Genomic DNA, 15,556 nt, shown 5'->3' on the forward strand with positions numbered 1-15,556 from the left:
TGCCGGCGAACAGCCAAGGATCACGACATGGATTTTGCCCACCTGGACCAGCAGCTGCGCGACAGCCTGCTGGACCTGAAACTGAGCAACGAAGAGCGCGACGAGCTGCGTCAACTGGGCAGCGAACTGGGCCAGGACCAGGTGCGCTACATGCGTAACCGCGCCTTTGATCTGGTGCGCGAACTGGCGCTGACAGACAGCGCCAATGTGCTGCCGGCGTTGAAATGGCTGGAGCAGGTGGTCAAGACCCTGGACGCCAACAGCGCCCCGGTGCGCGACATGGCCAGCGCCCACTTCAGCCCCGGTGAAGACTGCCGGCGCAAGATCCGCGACCTGTGCCGCCAGGCGCGAATCTCGGTGGATATCTGCGTGTTCACCATTTCCGACGATCAACTGAGCGACGAAATCCGCGCCTGCCACCAGCGCGGCGTGGCCGTGCGGGTGATCAGCGACAGTGAAAAGCAATTCGATGTCGGCAGCGATATCGCCGCGTTACGCGAGGCCGGCGTGCCGGTGCGGATCGACGACACGCCGTTCCACATGCACCACAAGTTCGCTGTGTTCGATGGCCGGACCCTGCTCAACGGCAGCTTCAACTGGACCCGCAGCGCCACCACCGGCAATGAGGAAAACCTGCTGGTGATCGACCACCCGCAACTGGTGGCCAGTTATCTCAAGGAGTTCAACGAGCTGTGGAGCCGCTACGCGCCGCGTTAAGGCGTGCAGCGGCGGGCCTCAATACGGCCTCAGGCGGCGTTCGGGTAACCCCAGGCGCTCTCGGCGGCCAGGCTGTCGATCAGCTTCTGGCGCAGCTCATGGGCTTTTTCCGGGGCACTCTGGCGCAGGGTTTCCAGGGCCAGGTGCAACTGCTGCACCGGGTTTTCGCCAATAAACAGGTTGCGCAGTTCCAGGCCGGCAATCGCCTCCTCGAAGCGTTGCTGGCGGATATGGTTCAGCACCATGGCCTGGCTCAATTGGCTGGCATAGGCCGCCCGCTGTTCCAGGCGACTCTTTAGCTCGGCGGCTTTTGCCTGATCGTCGATGTAGACGTAGCTCAGCGCCAGCTGTTCCAGGAAGAAGGCTTTTTCCGCTGGGTCCAGCGTCGCATTTTGACTGTCGTCGTCGAGCGCTTGCACAGCCTGATCCAGCAGTTCGCCGGCTTGCCGGGTTTGTTCCAGGTCGTGGAGCAGCTTGGCCTGCAACGCCAGTTTCATCGGACGATCGGCGTATTCGAGCTGGGTGTTGAGATGCGCCATTTCCTCCAGGTTATTGCGGATCAGCCAGCTGTCGCGGCGCAGGCGCGGCAGGGCGGCCTGCACCCGCAGTTGGGTTTCCAGGATCAGCAGGCGCAACCACGGCCATTGCTCATCGCCACGCAAGGTCTCCAGTGCCAGCAAGGCTTGCTCCAGCAGATGGGCGCACCATTGCGAGTGTTCCTCGACGTAGTTGCCCCACAGACAGATCAGGCACCAGATACGCTGCGGGGTCGAGACGGCGCCGGCCTGCAAGGCCGCCTCGGCCTCGGCCATCTCGTTGCGCGCGACATGCCAGTTCAACAGGCTCAACAGCAGCTCGCTGGCGTCCGACTCCGGCACCTGGGCGATCAGCTGTGTAGCCAGATCCGGGCGCTTGGCGTCCAGAATCAGCTTGAGTAACGGTGGGTAGCCGAAGTAGTCGTCGGGCTCGGGGTTTTGCGCCAGCAGTTCGAATCCGGCGTCGAATTCCCCGGCTTGCATCAGCAGGGTCACGACGATGATTTGGGCCGACTCGGGCAATTGCGCGGCCATGGCCGGGAACTGCGCGTCCTGCCCCTGGGCGCGGTACTCGAGCAGGGTCTGTTCCAGTTCATGCAGGTCCAGTTTGTTGGCCGGCTGTTTGAGTAGCAGTTGCCAGGCCAGGCCGATGCTGATGGCGGCTTTGTCGGCCAGGCCCAAGCTGCGTTGCAGGGCAGCCAACTGCCGATGCTCGCTGGCGGAGTCCTGGCTCAACTGCTCGACACCGAAGGTCACCAGCAAGGCGCGGGCCTGCTCGTGTTCACCGCTGGCCACCAGCAGTGGGATGCGCAGCATGGGCGCTGAGGGCAGGGGTTGATGCAGGCGCTCCAACAGGCTTAGCACCGCCTGTGGGCCGTCCTTGTCGAGCAAGGTTTCGAGCAGTTGGTCCAGGGCCATGGGCTGGTAGGTTTCATCGAGTTCGGCCAGTACTTCCAGGGCCTGTTCCTGGTCGCCTTGTCGGTACAGCGCCGCAGGCATCTGCATCAGCCCCAGTTGCCGGGCTTTGCCCGTCAGGCGCTGGGCCAGTTGCAAGCCCACTTGCGGTTCGATGGCGCTCAGGTGCGCCGCGCGATTGATCTGCGCTGCCTCGTCCAGGGTGATACCCAGGTCATTGCCGCTGCTGCTCTTGTTGGCATACACCACCAGCAGCGAGATCACGCCGGTAATGACCAGCAGGATGATAAGCACTTCCATGATTCGGTTTTCCTTTGGTGCGGGTCGGGGCCTGGCGCGTTGCATGGGGGCGCCCTGGACAACGGGTTGCAGCCAGGCGGGTGTCGGTCCGGGAGGCGGTCAGTTCGCCTGAGAGGTGCGCCAGGCCATGCCGCTGCTAAAGCTCTCCATCAGTTGCTGCTGAAGTTCGCTGGCTCGCTCGGGGGCCCGTGTGTGCAGCTCCTCCAGGGCCTCATACAGGCGCGACAGAGGCTTCTTGTCGCTGAGCAAGACGCTCAGGTTCAGGGCTTCGATGGCCTGGGCGAAGCGCTGGTGCTCGATGTGATTGAGCAGCAGGTCCTCTTCCAGGTCGCGACTGCCGGCCTCCAGGCTGTGCAATCGATCCTGCAGGACCTGGGCCTGCTGCGCCTCGTCGATGCTCAGGTAGGCGCTGGCGATGTCCTCCAGGTAGAAGGTTTTGTCCATCTCATCGACCTCCGGCAGGGTGTCGCTGTCCAGCAACGCCAGGGCCTGCTCCAGCAGGGTCCTGGCCTGGGCCGTCTGCCCCAGGTCGTGCAGTAGCTTGGTCTGCTCGCGAATGCACAGCAATTGCTGTTCGCCGTCCTCCTGCTGGTGCAGGCTGTGCAATTCCTCAAGGCCGCTGCGTACCAGCCAGCTGTCCCGGCGATGGGCCGGCAGCCGGCTTTGCAGCTGTAGCTGGGTTCGCAGGGCCTGCATGCGCATGCCGCTCCAGAACTCATGGTCATTCTTGTACCCGTCGATCTGTTGCAGCGCCTTGGCCAGCAGTGCCTCGGCCCATTGCGGGTGCGTGGCGTGGTGCTGTTCACAGAGGCTGAGCATCAGGCCCGGATGCTGGCTCGGTTCAGTTTCCAGGATCAGTAACAGAGCCTCGGCTTCTGCGGTCTGGCCTTGTGTCGCCATGTGGCTCAGCAGGCTCAGCAGCAGGCTGTAGCGATGCATGTCGGGGGCCTTGTCCAACAGGCGCAGGGCGTTATCGATCGGCGGCAGGGCCAGGGCCAGGTCCAGCAGTTCGCTGTGCGTTGTGTAGTAGAGGTCTTCGCTGATGGGGGCCAGCAGACTGAGGGCAGAGTCCAGTTGACCGGCCTTGATCAGGGCGGCGACTGCCTGGGCCTGTTCTTCTGCCGGCAGTGGCGCGGCCCGCGTGAGGATCGAGTCGAACTGACCCAGGGTCGCGCAGGCCTCGAACAGCCTGCGCAGAATCGACTGGCGATGGCTTTCCTCGGATGCCTCAAACGTCGACCAGGCGTGCTCGACGCTGGCCAGTGCCGCGTCCTGCATCCCGGCCTGATGTTGCAGGTGCGCCAGGATCAGCAGGTTGCCGATGCTCTGGCGTTCCTGGGCGGCCTGCTGTTGCGGGTCACTCAGTTCGCCCAGCACAGCCAGGGCCCGGTCCTGTTCGCCACGGGCCTGGAGGATACGCACTTGCAGCAGCGGCCAGCTGGGCAGGGATTGCCCCCAGTTCTCCAGGAGTTCCAGGCAGGCTTGGGTATCGTCGGTGTCGAGCAGTGTTTCGATCAGGGTATTGAGCACGTACTCCCGGGCGTGGGGCGGCAGTTGCTGGTAGATCGCCTGGGCCTGGGCCTTGTGTCCGGCCAGGTAGAGCTCGCTGGCCACCAGCTGCAAGGCCAGTTCCCGGGCCTCGCCGGGTAGCGTCTCTGCCAGTTTCAGCGCCAGCAGCGGCTCGGCCTTGCTCAGCAGCAGGGTCTGATTGATCTGGGCGGTGAGGTTGCTGGTCAGCTCCAGACCCTCGTTCCGATCGGCGGTTTTCTGGCGGGAGTACAAAATCAGTGCGATGAACACCAGCACGATGACAAGCAGGGTGACAAAGAGGGTCATGGACGTCCTTTTCTATTGCACAGCGGTTCTGGTGCGGTGCGCGCCAGCCGGTTTGCGCGGGGTTATAAAGCCATGGCTACAGGCTGGCAACCGACTTTACCCAGCCAATGCGTTTCAGCGGATGTCATCCAGGGCAGGGGTGGCCCGGTCAGTGGTCGGGCAGGGCGGCAGGTTTCGGGTTAGACTTGCCGCCTTTTCGCACACTCAAGAAGCCCGCACATGGCCCAGCCGTCCACCACCTACAAATTCGAACTGAACCTGACCGACCTCGACCGCGGGGTCTACGAAAGCGTCAAGCAGACCATCGCCCGTCACCCTTCGGAAACCGAAGAGCGCATGACAGTGCGACTGCTGGCCTACGCCTTCTGGTACAACGAGCACCTGTCGTTCGGTCGGGGTCTGTCGGATGTGGACGAGCCGGCCCTGTGGGAAAAGAGCCTGGACGATCGCGTACTGCACTGGATCGAAGTCGGCCAGCCGGACGCCGATCGCCTGACCTGGTGCTCGCGTCGCACCGAGCGCACCAGCCTGCTGGCCTACGGCAGCCTGCGGGTCTGGCAGACCCGGGTGGTGGACGCGGTGAAGAACCTGAAGAACCTCAACATCGCCGGCGTGCCCCAGGACGTCCTCGAGACCCTGGCCAAGGACATGCCGCGCGTCATCAAGTGGGACGTGATGATCAGCGAAGGCACGATCTTCGTCACCGACGATCGCGGTCAGCACGAAGTCCAGTTGGAATGGCTGCTGGGCGAGCGCGGCTGATCGCCCGCTCCGCACCTGAACGATCCACCGTCCCCCAAGAGAAGTTGCTGTTAGCCCATGCGTATCGAACCCCGTGAGTTGCCCGCCGTCCTGCCCTTTCTCGGCGATCTGCCGCCACTGCTGACCCGCCTTTATGCCGCCCGTGGCGTGCAGTCGGTGGAGGAGCTGGACAAGAGCCTGGCGCGGCTGATCCCGTATCAGCAGCTCAAGGGCATCGACGCCGCGGTGGACCTGCTGGTGACCGCTCTGGACCAGCGCCAGCGCATCCTCATCGTCGGCGACTTCGACGCCGACGGCGCCACCGCCAGCACCGTGGGCTTGCTGGGCCTGCGCCTGCTGGGCGCGGCCCATGTCGATTATCTGGTGCCCAACCGTTTCGAATACGGCTACGGCCTGACCCCGGAAATCGTTGCCGTGGCCCTGCAGCGCGAGCCGCAGCTTTTGATCACCGTAGACAACGGCATCTCCAGCGTCGAAGGCGTGGCGGCGGCCAAGGCAGCAGGCTTGCAGGTATTGGTCACCGACCACCACTTGCCCGGCCATGAACTGCCGGCGGCGGACGCCATCGTCAACCCCAACCAGCCGGGCTGCGAGTTCCCCAGCAAGGCCCTGGCCGGGGTCGGGGTGATCTTCTATGTGCTGATGGCACTGCGCGCACGCCTGCGCAGCCTGGGTCGCTATGAAACCCGGCCGCAGCCGAACATTGGCGAGCTGCTGGATCTGGTGGCCCTGGGCAGCGTGGCGGACGTGGTGCCCCTGGACGCCAACAACCGCATCCTGGTGCATCAGGGCCTGGAGCGGATTCGTGCCGGTCGCGCGCGGCCGGGGCTCAAGGCGATTCTCGAAGTGGCCAAGCGCGATCACTCGCGTATTACCTCCACCGACCTGGGTTTTATCCTTGGTCCACGGCTCAACGCCGCCGGACGCCTGGACGACATGAGCCTGGGTATCGAGTGCCTGCTCAGCGACGACGTTTCCGCCGCTCGGGCCATGGCCGCTCAGCTGGACGAACTGAACCAGGACCGCAAATCCATCGAGCAGGGCATGCAGCGCGAAGCCCTGGCCCAGCTCAAGGAATTGCCGGTGGAGTCGATGCCGTTCGGCCTGTGCCTGTTTGATGCCGACTGGCACCAGGGCGTGATCGGGATTCTCGCCTCGCGCCTGAAAGAGCGTTACCACCGCCCGACCATCGCCTTTGCCGATGCTGGCGACGGCATGCTCAAGGGCTCGGCCCGTTCGGTGCCGGGCTTCCATATCCGTGACGCCCTGGACGCGGTGGCCGCGCGCCATCCGCAACTGATCAGCAAGTTCGGTGGCCACGCCATGGCCGCCGGTCTGTCCCTGCCGGAGCAGAACTTCCCGGCCTTCGCCGAGGCTTTCGACGAAGAAGTGCGGCGCCAGCTGCGCGAAGAAGACCTCACCGGGCGCCTGCTGTCGGACGGCAGCCTGGCCGTGGAAGAGTTCCACCTGGAACTGGCCCGCGCCCTGCGCCATGCCGGGCCCTGGGGCCAGCACTTCCCCGAGCCGATGTTCCATGGCGTGTTTGAACTGGTGGAGCAGCGCATCGTTGGCGAACGCCACCTGAAAGTGGTGCTGCGCAGCGAATGCGGCTCGCTGAAACTGGACGGCATCGCCTTCGGCATCGACCGCGAAGTCTGGCCCAACCCCACCATCCGCTGGGTGGAACTGGCCTACAAGCTCGACCTCAACGAGTTCCGGGGCCAGGAAACCGTGCAGTTGATGATTGCCCATATTGAACCGCGCTAAGGGACGCTGTGGCTGGTTTCGCCAGACTTTGGGGAAACGGGATGGCGGAATGTCTCTTTCTTTTGTAAGGGGTTTCCGAGCGCACTCCCGGGCGCTTGTGGCGATCTACTCAGCTGACTAGTCTCGGTTCATCACTGCCTATCAGTGATCGGGAATAGCAGCCCGGGTCGAACGCAAGCGATGCCATCAGCACTGCAATTCATATTTGCAGTGTGCTGTTATGGCAGCTGTGCGTGGGGGCGCTTTCGGGCGCACCGGTTCCTCGACTCGGTCTGCTAGCCCGCGTACAGCCGCCACCTTTTTAAACGTCTAGCAGCGTTAGGTGTGGAGGCCTCATCGTCGAGGAACTGCACCATGAAAAAGATCGTCCCGATCCGCCTGTTTCCCCTCCTTCTTCCCGTCGTAATCCTGACCACGATCTGGCCAATGAAAGGGTTCGCCATGCCCTGGCCATTATCGGCGTAGAGGGTTCGCTGATCGCGACGCTGCAACCCACCACCGCTGGTCCTGCGGGCCCCGATAACCCCTTCACTGTGCGCCCCGGTATCAGTGCCGAAGAAGCACAGCTCCACGTTTCCATGCTGCTCAAGGCCGCCGAGGAGGTGTCCGACGAGATCACCGAGCAGGCCAGTGGCGTAGAGCGCGGGTTGATCTGGTCGCTGGTGCATTCGGTGGAGATGGCCCGTGGCGTGGTGGAGGCCTTGCTCGATGGCAATCGCAGGGGCCCTGCGATTTGACGCTCCGCCAGCCGCTGTCCCGCCGCAGCGGCTGGCGTTTGTGCCGCCCGGGCGCAAGGTTTTTGCCCGGGCAATCATCAGGAACCCTGCTGGCGGCAGTGTTGTCGACTAGTCTCTAAGCACTGTCTGATTGGCCTTGTGACCTTTTGTCATTCTTCTACCCGCGGGGGCGGGCGCTTCACTTCGCAGTCACTCGTCGACCGTTCAAACAGAACCCTGGAGCCTGACCATTGACCGAGAGGTGCCCCATGAGTCTGCTGCTTGAACCCTATACCCTGCGTCAACTGACCCTTCTCAACCGCATCGCGGTGTCGCCCATGTGCCAGTACTCGTCGGTGGACGGATTGGCCAACGACTGGCATCTGGTGCACCTGGGCAGCCGCGCCGTCGGCGGCGCCGGGTTGATCTTCACCGAGGCCACGGCGGTCACCGCCGAGGGCCGGATCACTGCCCAGGACCTGGGCCTGTGGAACGACGCGCAGATCGAACCCCTGCAGCGCATCACCCGTTTCATCACCGCCCAGGGCGCGGTGGCGGGTATCCAGCTGGCTCATGCCGGGCGCAAGGCCAGTACTCATCGACCCTGGCTGGGCAAGTCCGGCAGCGTCAAGCCCGAGGACGGCGGCTGGGTGCCGGTGGGGCCGTCACGGATTGCCTTCGACCCGCAGCACACGCCGCCCACTCAGCTGGACGAGGGGCAGATTGGCGAGATCATCCAGGCCTTCGTTGCGGCCGCCAAGCGCGCGCTGGTGGCCGGTTTCAAAGTGGTGGAAGTGCATGCCGCCCATGGCTACCTGTTGCATCAGTTCCTGTCGCCCTTGAGTAATCAGCGCCAGGATCAATACGGCGGTTCGTTCGAAAACCGCATTCGCCTGGTGTTGCAGGTGACCGAGGCGGTGCGCGGGGTGTGGCCCGAGGAACTGCCCCTGTTCGTGCGGGTGTCGGCCACCGATTGGGTGGAAGACGGCTGGAACCCGGACGAGACCGTGGAGTTGGCGCGGCGCCTCAAGGACCTGGGGGTGGATTTGATCGATGTGTCGTCCGGAGGCACTGCGGCCAATGCCGAGATTCCCACCGGGCCGGGTTATCAGACGCGCTTTGCCGAGCGAGTGCGCAAGGAGTCGGGCATGGCCACCGGGACCGTGGGGATGATCACCGAACCGGCCCAGGCGGAGCATATTTTGCGTACCTGTCAGGCGGACATCATCTTCCTGGCCCGCGAGCTGCTGCGGGACCCTTACTGGCCGCTGCATGCGGATGACGACCTGGGCGGGCGCAAGGCGATCTGGCCGGCGCAGTATCAGCGGGCGACCCACAGGGACCAGCCGATTCATGAGTCGGATTTGCGCGATTAAGGTCCTGCCGATGTAAAAAAACCGGCCCGTGTGGGCCGGTTTTTTGTGCCTGGCTTCAGGACGCCTGCGCTGGCAAGCCAGCTCCTACGGAGGCGGTGCGGTCTGTAGGAGCCGGCTTGCCGGCGAAGGGGCCCGTAGGGCGGGCCAGGGGCCGTCAGCCGATCACGGGTATTTGCGTTTGTCCGGTGCCGGCGGGAAGTACTGGTACAGCCAGGTCTCGCTCAGGGTGCGGTCGTGGGTGCGGATGAACAGCCGCAGTTCCACCGGTTCGACGCTGTCGTTGGTTGGGTACCAGTCGAAGAGAATGCGGTAGCCCTTGATCTCGTCCAGTACCAGGATGCTGAAATCCTTAACCTCACCGTTGGAGGCGCTGATTACCGGTTCGATGCCGGTGCCGGCTGGCAGGCGATCCAGGCCGCCACCGGTGAAGTCCACGGCAAAGCGTCGGGCCCAGACTGGCGGGTAGTGCTCGCCCGGAGCCCAGCCTTCGACGAAGCCGCCCATGCCGGAACGGGTGGCGTGGACCCGCGCCAGGGGCGTGCCCACCGGCGGCAGGGCGCTCCAGTAGAGCTTGTAGCCGTAGTTCAGGGAGTCGCCGGCGGCCACCGGTTTTTTCGGGGTCCAGAAGGCCACGATGTTGTCCATGGTTTCGCCGGTGGTGGGGATTTCCAGCAGGTCGACGCTGCCTTCGCCCCAGGCGGTGGTGGGCTCGACCCACAGGCTCGGACGGCGGCTGTACCAGTCCACGGTGTCCTGGTAGCTGGCGAACTCGTGGTCGGTCTGCACCAGGCCGAAGCCTTTCGGGTCCTTGTCGGCGAAGGCGTTGAACTGCAGGTTCGTCGGGTTGTTCAGCGGGCGGCAGATCCACTCGCCATTGCCGCGCCACATGGCCAGGCGGTCGGAGTCGTGGATCTGCGGGTGGATGGTGTCGCACATGCGTCGTTCATGGGTGCCGCAACTGAACATGCTGGTCATAGGTGCGATACCCAGCTGTTCGATGGCGGTGCGGGCATTGATGTGGGCATCGACGTCCATCACCACGCGCTCGGCCTGACAGTCGATGTCGAAGCGGTAGGCGCCGGTGGCGCTTGGCGAATCCAGCAGGGCGTAGACCACGAAGCGGGTGCTGTCCTTGTCCGGGGTCTCGAACCAGAACTGGGTGAAGTCGGGGAATTCCTCGCGGCGTTTGGCGTAGGTGTCGATGGCCAGGCCTCGGGCCGAGAGGCCGTACTGGCCGGTAGCGTCCACCGCACGGAAGTAGCTGGCGCCGAGGAAGGACACCACGTCGTGCCTGTCCAGCTCTGGTGCCTTGAACAGCTTGAAGCCGGCAAAACCCAGGTCGCCCTTGAGCTGGGCGGTGTCGACGCTGGTGTTCTGGTAGTTGAACAGCGCGGGCCGGAAGTGCACTTCCCGCGCCTGGCGAGTCTTGGGATCGACGCTGTGCATGCGCACCGGCTGCTTGAAACCCATGCCCACATGGAAGAACTGCACATCCAGCTGGCCGTTCAGGTCATTCCACAGCGAGTGCTGGCCGTCGTACTGGATGGCGTTGAAGTTCTGCGGCGTCATCTGCGCCAGGGTCGGTGGCAGCACCTGCTTGGTGTCCACGTACTGGCTGGCGGCCAGTTGCTTGGCCTGGGCCTTGAGGCGCTCGAAGTCGAATGCCTGGGCTTGGCCGTCAGCGGCGCCGGCCCAGGCCCTGGCTGCCAGCAGACCGCTGGCCGAGAGGCCGGTGTAGGCCGCCAGGGCCATGGAGGCTTTGAGGAGATTCCTGCGGTGCATAGGTGAACCTTGTACGGGGAAAGATCCCCAGCCGTTCCTGGCTGCATGAGGGGATCGCGAGGGATAGTTCGGTCATGCCATCGGCCAAACGCAACGGACTGTAAACAGACGCCGGATAGAATAAACGGTTCGCCAGGGGCAGAAAAATGATTAGCTTGTGTCCATTGGTAACCACCGATCAGCTTCAGGAACCCCTTCCATGCTGCACCCGCGCCGGCTCACCGAAGACGATATCCAACGGCTCAAGTTGATCGACCGCGCCGAGGTCATCGATGAGTTCTACCGCCTGCAGGACGGCGTTCTGCTGCGCTATGCCCAGCATGAAGTGGTGGAGGGCTGGCCGCAGGGCGAGGCTGAGCATGACGCGCTGATCTTGCAGCAGTGTTACCAGCGCGGCGGCTGGTTGCAGGGGGTGTTCGATGGCCCGGCTCTGGTGGCGGCGGCGGTGGTCGATTGCCTGCCCATCGAGGGCGCCGGGCTGGACTTGCGGCAGTTGAAGTTCCTGCATGTGAGCCGGGCTTATCGCGGCCTTGGCCTGGGCCGGCAACTCTTCGCCCTGGCACGGGAGCAGGCCCTGATCATGGGGGGGCAGGGCTTGTACGTGTCGGCCACGCCGTCGCGGCATACCGTGGATTTTTATACCGGCCTGGGCTGTGAGCCATTGGCCGTCCCGGACCCGGAACTGCTGCGCCTCGAGCCCGAGGATATCCACCTCTATCTGCGTCTGGTCTAAGCCTGGAGGGGCTTGCGCCAGTTCGGCCAGGCACCGATGGTCACCGCCCGCAGCAGCCACTCGCAGGGACCGTACTGATGAGTACGCAGCCACAGGGCGCTGAGTTGCATCTGCAGCAGGTAGATGGCGATCACCAGAACGGGCATCCACAGCGGCGACAGATGGTTGATCAGCCCCAGTCCGTAGCCGGTGAACAGCAGGCAGAGGATCAGCGATTGCAGCAGGTAGTTGCTCAGTGACATCCGTCCCAGAGGGGCCAGGCGTTGGCACAGACGCTGGCCCGAAGGGGAGTGAAAGGCCCTGAGCAGCAGCATGGCGTAACTGGCCGAGAGCAGCGGCGCGGTCAGTTGGCTGATGCCGTAGCCGATGACTTCCAGGCCGCCACCAGGGGCGTAGGCTGCCCAGTATCCGTAGAGCAGGGCGCCACCCAGGCCGAGGGGCAGGGTCAGGGCCAGCAGCCCTGGCAGTCTGCGCTCAAAGCGGTAAGGCGCCACCAGCAGGCCTTTGCGCCCGGCTACATAGCCCAGCAGGAACATCGCCAGGGTGCTGGGGCCCTGCAGCAGCCACAGGGCAGAAGCGGTCTCCAGCAGGTGAGAGGCGTTGTAGGCCAGGGTGTCCAGGGCATCGCCGCCCAGGGCCATGTCCTTGAGCGCCGGTTCGCCGTCGGCGGCGCCGGTGTAGAGGCCGGCGTTCAGCAGTTCGACACCGAACAGCAGGATCAGCACGGCGGTTCCCGTGATCAGCACAATCGCCAGGGTCGCCGCCCACCTTGCCGACAATCCGCGCAGCGCCAGCAGCACCAGGCCCAGCAGGGCGTACAGCGAGAGGATCTCGCCGTAGAACAACAGCGCACCATGCGCCAGGCCGATGGCCAGCAAGGCCAGTTGCCGACGCAGCATGCGCGGCACGAAGCGCTCCCCCGAACGTTCGGCGGAGGCCATCTGCAGGGTGAAGCTGTAGCCGAACAGAAAGGAGAACAGCAGGTAGAACTTGGCCTCGAAGAGGACCGACACCAGCCAGCGGATCAGATGATCGAGGCTGCTGGCATAGGCTGGATTGCTGACCGGCGAGGTGTAGTACGGGTCGGCGAAGGACCAGATGTTCACCGCCAGAATGCCCAGCAGAGCAAAGCCGCGCAGGGCGTCCACGTGCTGCAGGCGTGCCGCCTGGACGGGCAGGTGCGCACTCATCTCCAAGGTCCTGGCAGCGTGGTGGGTTCTTGGGGGGCGGGAAGCATGGGACGGCCTTTCGGTACTTGAGTGAACGCTCAATTAACGCGATCAGGCCGTGTGTGGGCAATCAAACTCTTGTGAAAAAGAGTCAAAAAGCGTGATGCCCACCCTCCACTCCATGGGGGCAGACCACAGGGGTCTCAGCTCCCCACTGGAGCCTGGGCATCCAGGCACTGGGCTTCGCCGGCGGGCGTTTCGCCTTTTTTCGTCCACCAGGTCAGGGGCCGGAGGCTGTTCAGATCGCCGCGCTTGATCGCTTCCCGGTAGCAGGCCAGGGCTCGGGGGCCATCGGTGGTGCCCCACTTGCCCTCGGCGTAGCCGCTGCCCAGGTAGTAGTAGGCGCTGGCCGAGTTCAGTTCCCGGGCAGTGCGCAGCACCAGCTCTTCGGACTTGCGCGGTTGTTGGCATTGGGTGATGGAGCCATCGCCGAGCGGATCGCAGTAGTACATGGACAGCATCAACGCCGCCTCGGCATCGGTCTGGGCGTAAGGCAGCAGCAATTCTTCCGGTTCCCCGGGCTTGAGTTCCGGCGCCATGCCCGAGTAACCCAGGCTCACCGCCTGCACTGCCGCCGTGGCCGAGCCATGCCGGGCGGCGTCCAGCAGAATCTGCTGGCCCAGCTCGAAAAAGTACTTGGTCAACAGGTACTGCTCCCGACCGCCGTAGCCCAGGAACAGATCGGCCTTGCGCATCTGCCGCTGCAGGGCGGTTTCATTGGCCGGGGCGTCCTGGTTGAGCAGACCGTCCATGGACCATTGCTCTACCCGCACCAGTTGCCAGCAGGCGCCCTGTTGAAAGACGAAGGCCTGGACCACGTCGCCCATTGGGTCGTGCACCACCAGGGTCTGGCTCTCCCAGAAGGATTGCAGCCCGGCCCGAGCCTGGGCCTCTGGATCGAGCAGGGTCAGCAGGTGACGGGTATCGCCCGTCAGTTTGTGCCGGGTGGTGACCTCGCGGCCGTACTCGTCATGGGTCGGTCGCTGTTCGATCAACGGCGAGTCGGTGAACGCCTGCTGCAGCTCCGGGCTGCTGGCAAAGGCCTTGGCGAAGGTCGGCAGGTCGCTGGACGGGCAGGCGGGGGCAGCGGCCTGGGCTGCCTGGGTGGTGGCGCCAAGCAACAGGACGGCGAGCAACGGGCGCAAGAGATGGCGAAGGGCGGGCATCGGCGAACTCATCAAGGTTGGAGGCGGAGCGTCGGTCATGGTGTGTCTGGCGGAGGTGTCGGCGCGAAGCAGCGGCACAGCCACTGCGCCAGCCAGATTGCCAGCAGCAGCGGTACGCTCATCAGGAAGCAATAGACGTAGCCACGTATCGGATGGTCGGGAAACATCGCCCAGGCGGTGAACAGCACCAGGGCGCCGACCAGGCCCAGCTTGGCCTTCAGGTTGGGCACCAGGGCCACCAGCACGCTGACGATGATCAGCAGATGGAGCAGAAGTTCCACCATCACTCCCAGGCCGAAGCCCTTGGCGATGGAACCGAAGTGGCTGCGATACACCGCTATGCCCCAGAAATGTGCCAGATAGAACAGCGGCGCCGGCAGCGACAAGGGCACCAGGCCGGTGATGATGCGTATCAGGTGATAACGGCCTGCGGCGTCCAGGCTCATGGGCGGCACTCGTGGGCGGTGGCGGAGGTCTGTCGGGGCATGGGCGCATCCTTGCTGCCGGAAGGTCTTCATCGATTCCGGTCGGTGGCGCCGGGTTTTTTCAGGCGGCGGATAGTGCCGTAACTCGGGGCGCTAATCCAGTCTGGCGACCTGAGTGGGGGCTGATGGAGGGCCTTTGATGCAGGCATTTCCGGCGCGGGGCCCCTTCGCTGGCAAGCCAGCTCCTACAAGGGGGGGCTGCCCGTGGGAAAGCAACATTCAGAAGCACTATCGTCCCCCTGAACCTGGGCACTTCTCTCTAGGCTTACGGCCTTATGTGTCGATGTGACACCTAATTTTCCGGAGGCGGCAGATGAACACCCGTGGATTGCTCGATCAATTACTCAGGTCCGGTCAGGAGTTGCTGCAGAACAAGACCGGCGCGGCGCCAACGGACAAGCCCCGAGCCGATTCCGCCGGCCTCGGCGGCTTGCTCGGCGGCAAGGCCGGCGGGCTGGGCGGACTGCTGTCCGGAGCGGGCGGCGGGGCCCTGGCGGCCGGCGCCATGGGCTTGCTGCTGGGCAACAAGAAGGCCCGCAAGTTTGGCGGCAAGGCCCTGACCTATGGCGGCTTGGCAGCCCTCGGCGTGCTGGCCTACAAGGCCTACGGCAACAGGCAGGCGCAACAGGGCAGCGCTCCACGCAACGAGCCGCAGACCCTCGACCGGCTACCGGCGCAGCAAGTGGAGCTGCACAGCCAGGCGATCCTCAAGGCCCTGGTGGCAGCGGCCAAGGCCGATGGTCACGTGGACGAGCGTGAGCGGGCACTGATCGAGGGCGAGTTCCGCAAGCTGGACAACGACCCGCAATTGCAAAACTGGCTGCACAGCGAGTTGAACAAACCCCTGGACCCGGCGGATGTGGCCCGTGCCGCCAGCACCCCGGAAATGGCGGCCGAGATGTACCTGGCCAGCGTGATGCTGGTGGATGAAGAACACTTCATGGAAAAGGCCTATCTGGACGAGCTGGCGCGCCAGTTGCAGCTGGCGCCGGGGCTCAAGGCCGAACTGGAAAAGCAGGTGCGTCAGAGCGGTCTCTGAAGCACCTGGAACTTGCCCTTTGCCAAGGATGGCGGTTCTGCCGGAAGGAATTGCCGAAATGCCCTCTAGTGGTCTGAAAATGCCCGCTGAGCCGCCATCCAGAGCGGGTGCACAAAGATGCCGAAAGTGCCATTCGGGTTGTTAAACCACCCATAAAACCTGCCTCGTCCTCGGCTATACTCCTCCCATTTTTGAAT

At 64.3% G+C, this 15,556-nt stretch carries 13 protein-coding genes; 7 read left to right on the forward strand and 6 right to left on the reverse strand.

The window, feature by feature from the left end:
- Positions 1-27 precede the first annotated feature (27 nt).
- Entirely contained in the window at positions 28-717 is a 690-nt protein-coding gene (locus tag P7C00_RS06125) for a phospholipase D-like domain-containing protein (protein ID WP_346633478.1), read from the forward strand.
- A gap of 29 nt (positions 718-746) precedes the next feature.
- On the opposite strand, the gene P7C00_RS06130 is transcribed toward P7C00_RS06125, so the two are convergent.
- Both P7C00_RS06130 and P7C00_RS06135 read right to left on the reverse strand, forming a co-directional pair.
- Complete coding sequence (locus P7C00_RS06130; RefSeq protein WP_404938309.1) at positions 747-2,468, reverse strand: hypothetical protein; 1,722 nt, start codon at positions 2,466-2,468, stop codon at positions 747-749.
- 99 nt (positions 2,469-2,567) lie between these two features.
- Positions 2,568-4,304 carry a hypothetical protein gene (locus tag P7C00_RS06135; RefSeq protein ID WP_404938310.1) on the reverse strand — a complete coding sequence of 579 codons (1,737 nt, stop codon included), beginning with the start codon at positions 4,302-4,304 and terminating at the stop codon, positions 2,568-2,570.
- A gap of 219 nt (positions 4,305-4,523) precedes the next feature.
- Between P7C00_RS06135 and P7C00_RS06140 the strand changes: the two genes are divergently transcribed.
- The 4 genes from P7C00_RS06140 (at position 4,524) to P7C00_RS06155 (ending at position 8,925) form a co-directional block, all read left to right on the forward strand.
- Positions 4,524-5,066, forward strand: a complete 543-nt coding sequence (locus P7C00_RS06140; protein ID WP_346633475.1) for a YaeQ family protein — start codon at positions 4,524-4,526, stop codon at positions 5,064-5,066.
- 57 nt (positions 5,067-5,123) lie between these two features.
- Positions 5,124-6,833: a single-stranded-DNA-specific exonuclease RecJ gene (recJ, locus tag P7C00_RS06145; RefSeq protein WP_053156512.1), complete on the forward strand. Its 1,710-nt coding sequence runs from the start codon at positions 5,124-5,126 to the stop codon at positions 6,831-6,833.
- Between the two features lie 419 nt (positions 6,834-7,252).
- Positions 7,253-7,570 (forward strand): hypothetical protein, encoded by a 318-nt coding sequence (locus tag P7C00_RS06150; RefSeq protein WP_404939919.1) that lies wholly within the window; start codon positions 7,253-7,255, stop codon positions 7,568-7,570.
- A 248-nt stretch (positions 7,571-7,818) separates the two neighbouring features.
- A complete protein-coding gene (locus P7C00_RS06155; RefSeq protein ID WP_123473881.1) occupies positions 7,819-8,925 on the forward strand; it encodes an NADH:flavin oxidoreductase/NADH oxidase in 1,107 nt (368 codons plus the stop codon).
- 162 nt (positions 8,926-9,087) lie between these two features.
- On the opposite strand, the gene P7C00_RS06160 is transcribed toward P7C00_RS06155, so the two are convergent.
- A complete protein-coding gene (locus tag P7C00_RS06160; protein ID WP_404938311.1) occupies positions 9,088-10,707 on the reverse strand; it encodes a glucan biosynthesis protein D in 1,620 nt (539 codons plus the stop codon).
- A 199-nt stretch (positions 10,708-10,906) separates the two neighbouring features.
- Between P7C00_RS06160 and P7C00_RS06165 the strand changes: the two genes are divergently transcribed.
- Positions 10,907-11,440, forward strand: coding sequence for a GNAT family N-acetyltransferase (locus tag P7C00_RS06165; protein ID WP_404938312.1), 534 nt, complete (start codon positions 10,907-10,909; stop codon positions 11,438-11,440).
- On the opposite strand, the gene P7C00_RS06170 is transcribed toward P7C00_RS06165, so the two are convergent.
- The 3 genes from P7C00_RS06170 to P7C00_RS06180 all read right to left on the reverse strand — a co-directional run bounded on the left by P7C00_RS06170 (position 11,437) and on the right by P7C00_RS06180 (position 14,281).
- Positions 11,437-12,630, reverse strand: coding sequence for a DUF418 domain-containing protein (locus P7C00_RS06170; protein WP_404938313.1), 1,194 nt, complete (start codon positions 12,628-12,630; stop codon positions 11,437-11,439). The two genes, P7C00_RS06165 and P7C00_RS06170, sit on opposite strands and share 4 nt — an antisense overlap.
- Positions 12,631-12,812: 182 nt before the next feature.
- Positions 12,813-13,835, reverse strand: a complete 1,023-nt coding sequence (locus tag P7C00_RS06175; protein ID WP_404938314.1) for a hypothetical protein — start codon at positions 13,833-13,835, stop codon at positions 12,813-12,815.
- Between the two features lie 35 nt (positions 13,836-13,870).
- Positions 13,871-14,281 (reverse strand): hypothetical protein, encoded by a 411-nt coding sequence (locus P7C00_RS06180; RefSeq protein WP_123727618.1) that lies wholly within the window; start codon positions 14,279-14,281, stop codon positions 13,871-13,873.
- Between the two features lie 352 nt (positions 14,282-14,633).
- Here P7C00_RS06180 and P7C00_RS06185 point away from each other — a divergent pair, with 352 nt between their 5' ends.
- Entirely contained in the window at positions 14,634-15,359 is a 726-nt protein-coding gene (locus P7C00_RS06185; protein ID WP_404938315.1) for a tellurite resistance TerB family protein, read from the forward strand.
- The last annotated feature ends 197 nt before the right edge of the window (positions 15,360-15,556 follow it).

It is taken from the genome of Pseudomonas sp. JDS08PS003, assembly GCF_045013505.1.
Classification (GTDB): Bacteria; Pseudomonadota; Gammaproteobacteria; order Pseudomonadales; family Pseudomonadaceae; genus Aquipseudomonas; species Aquipseudomonas protegens_B.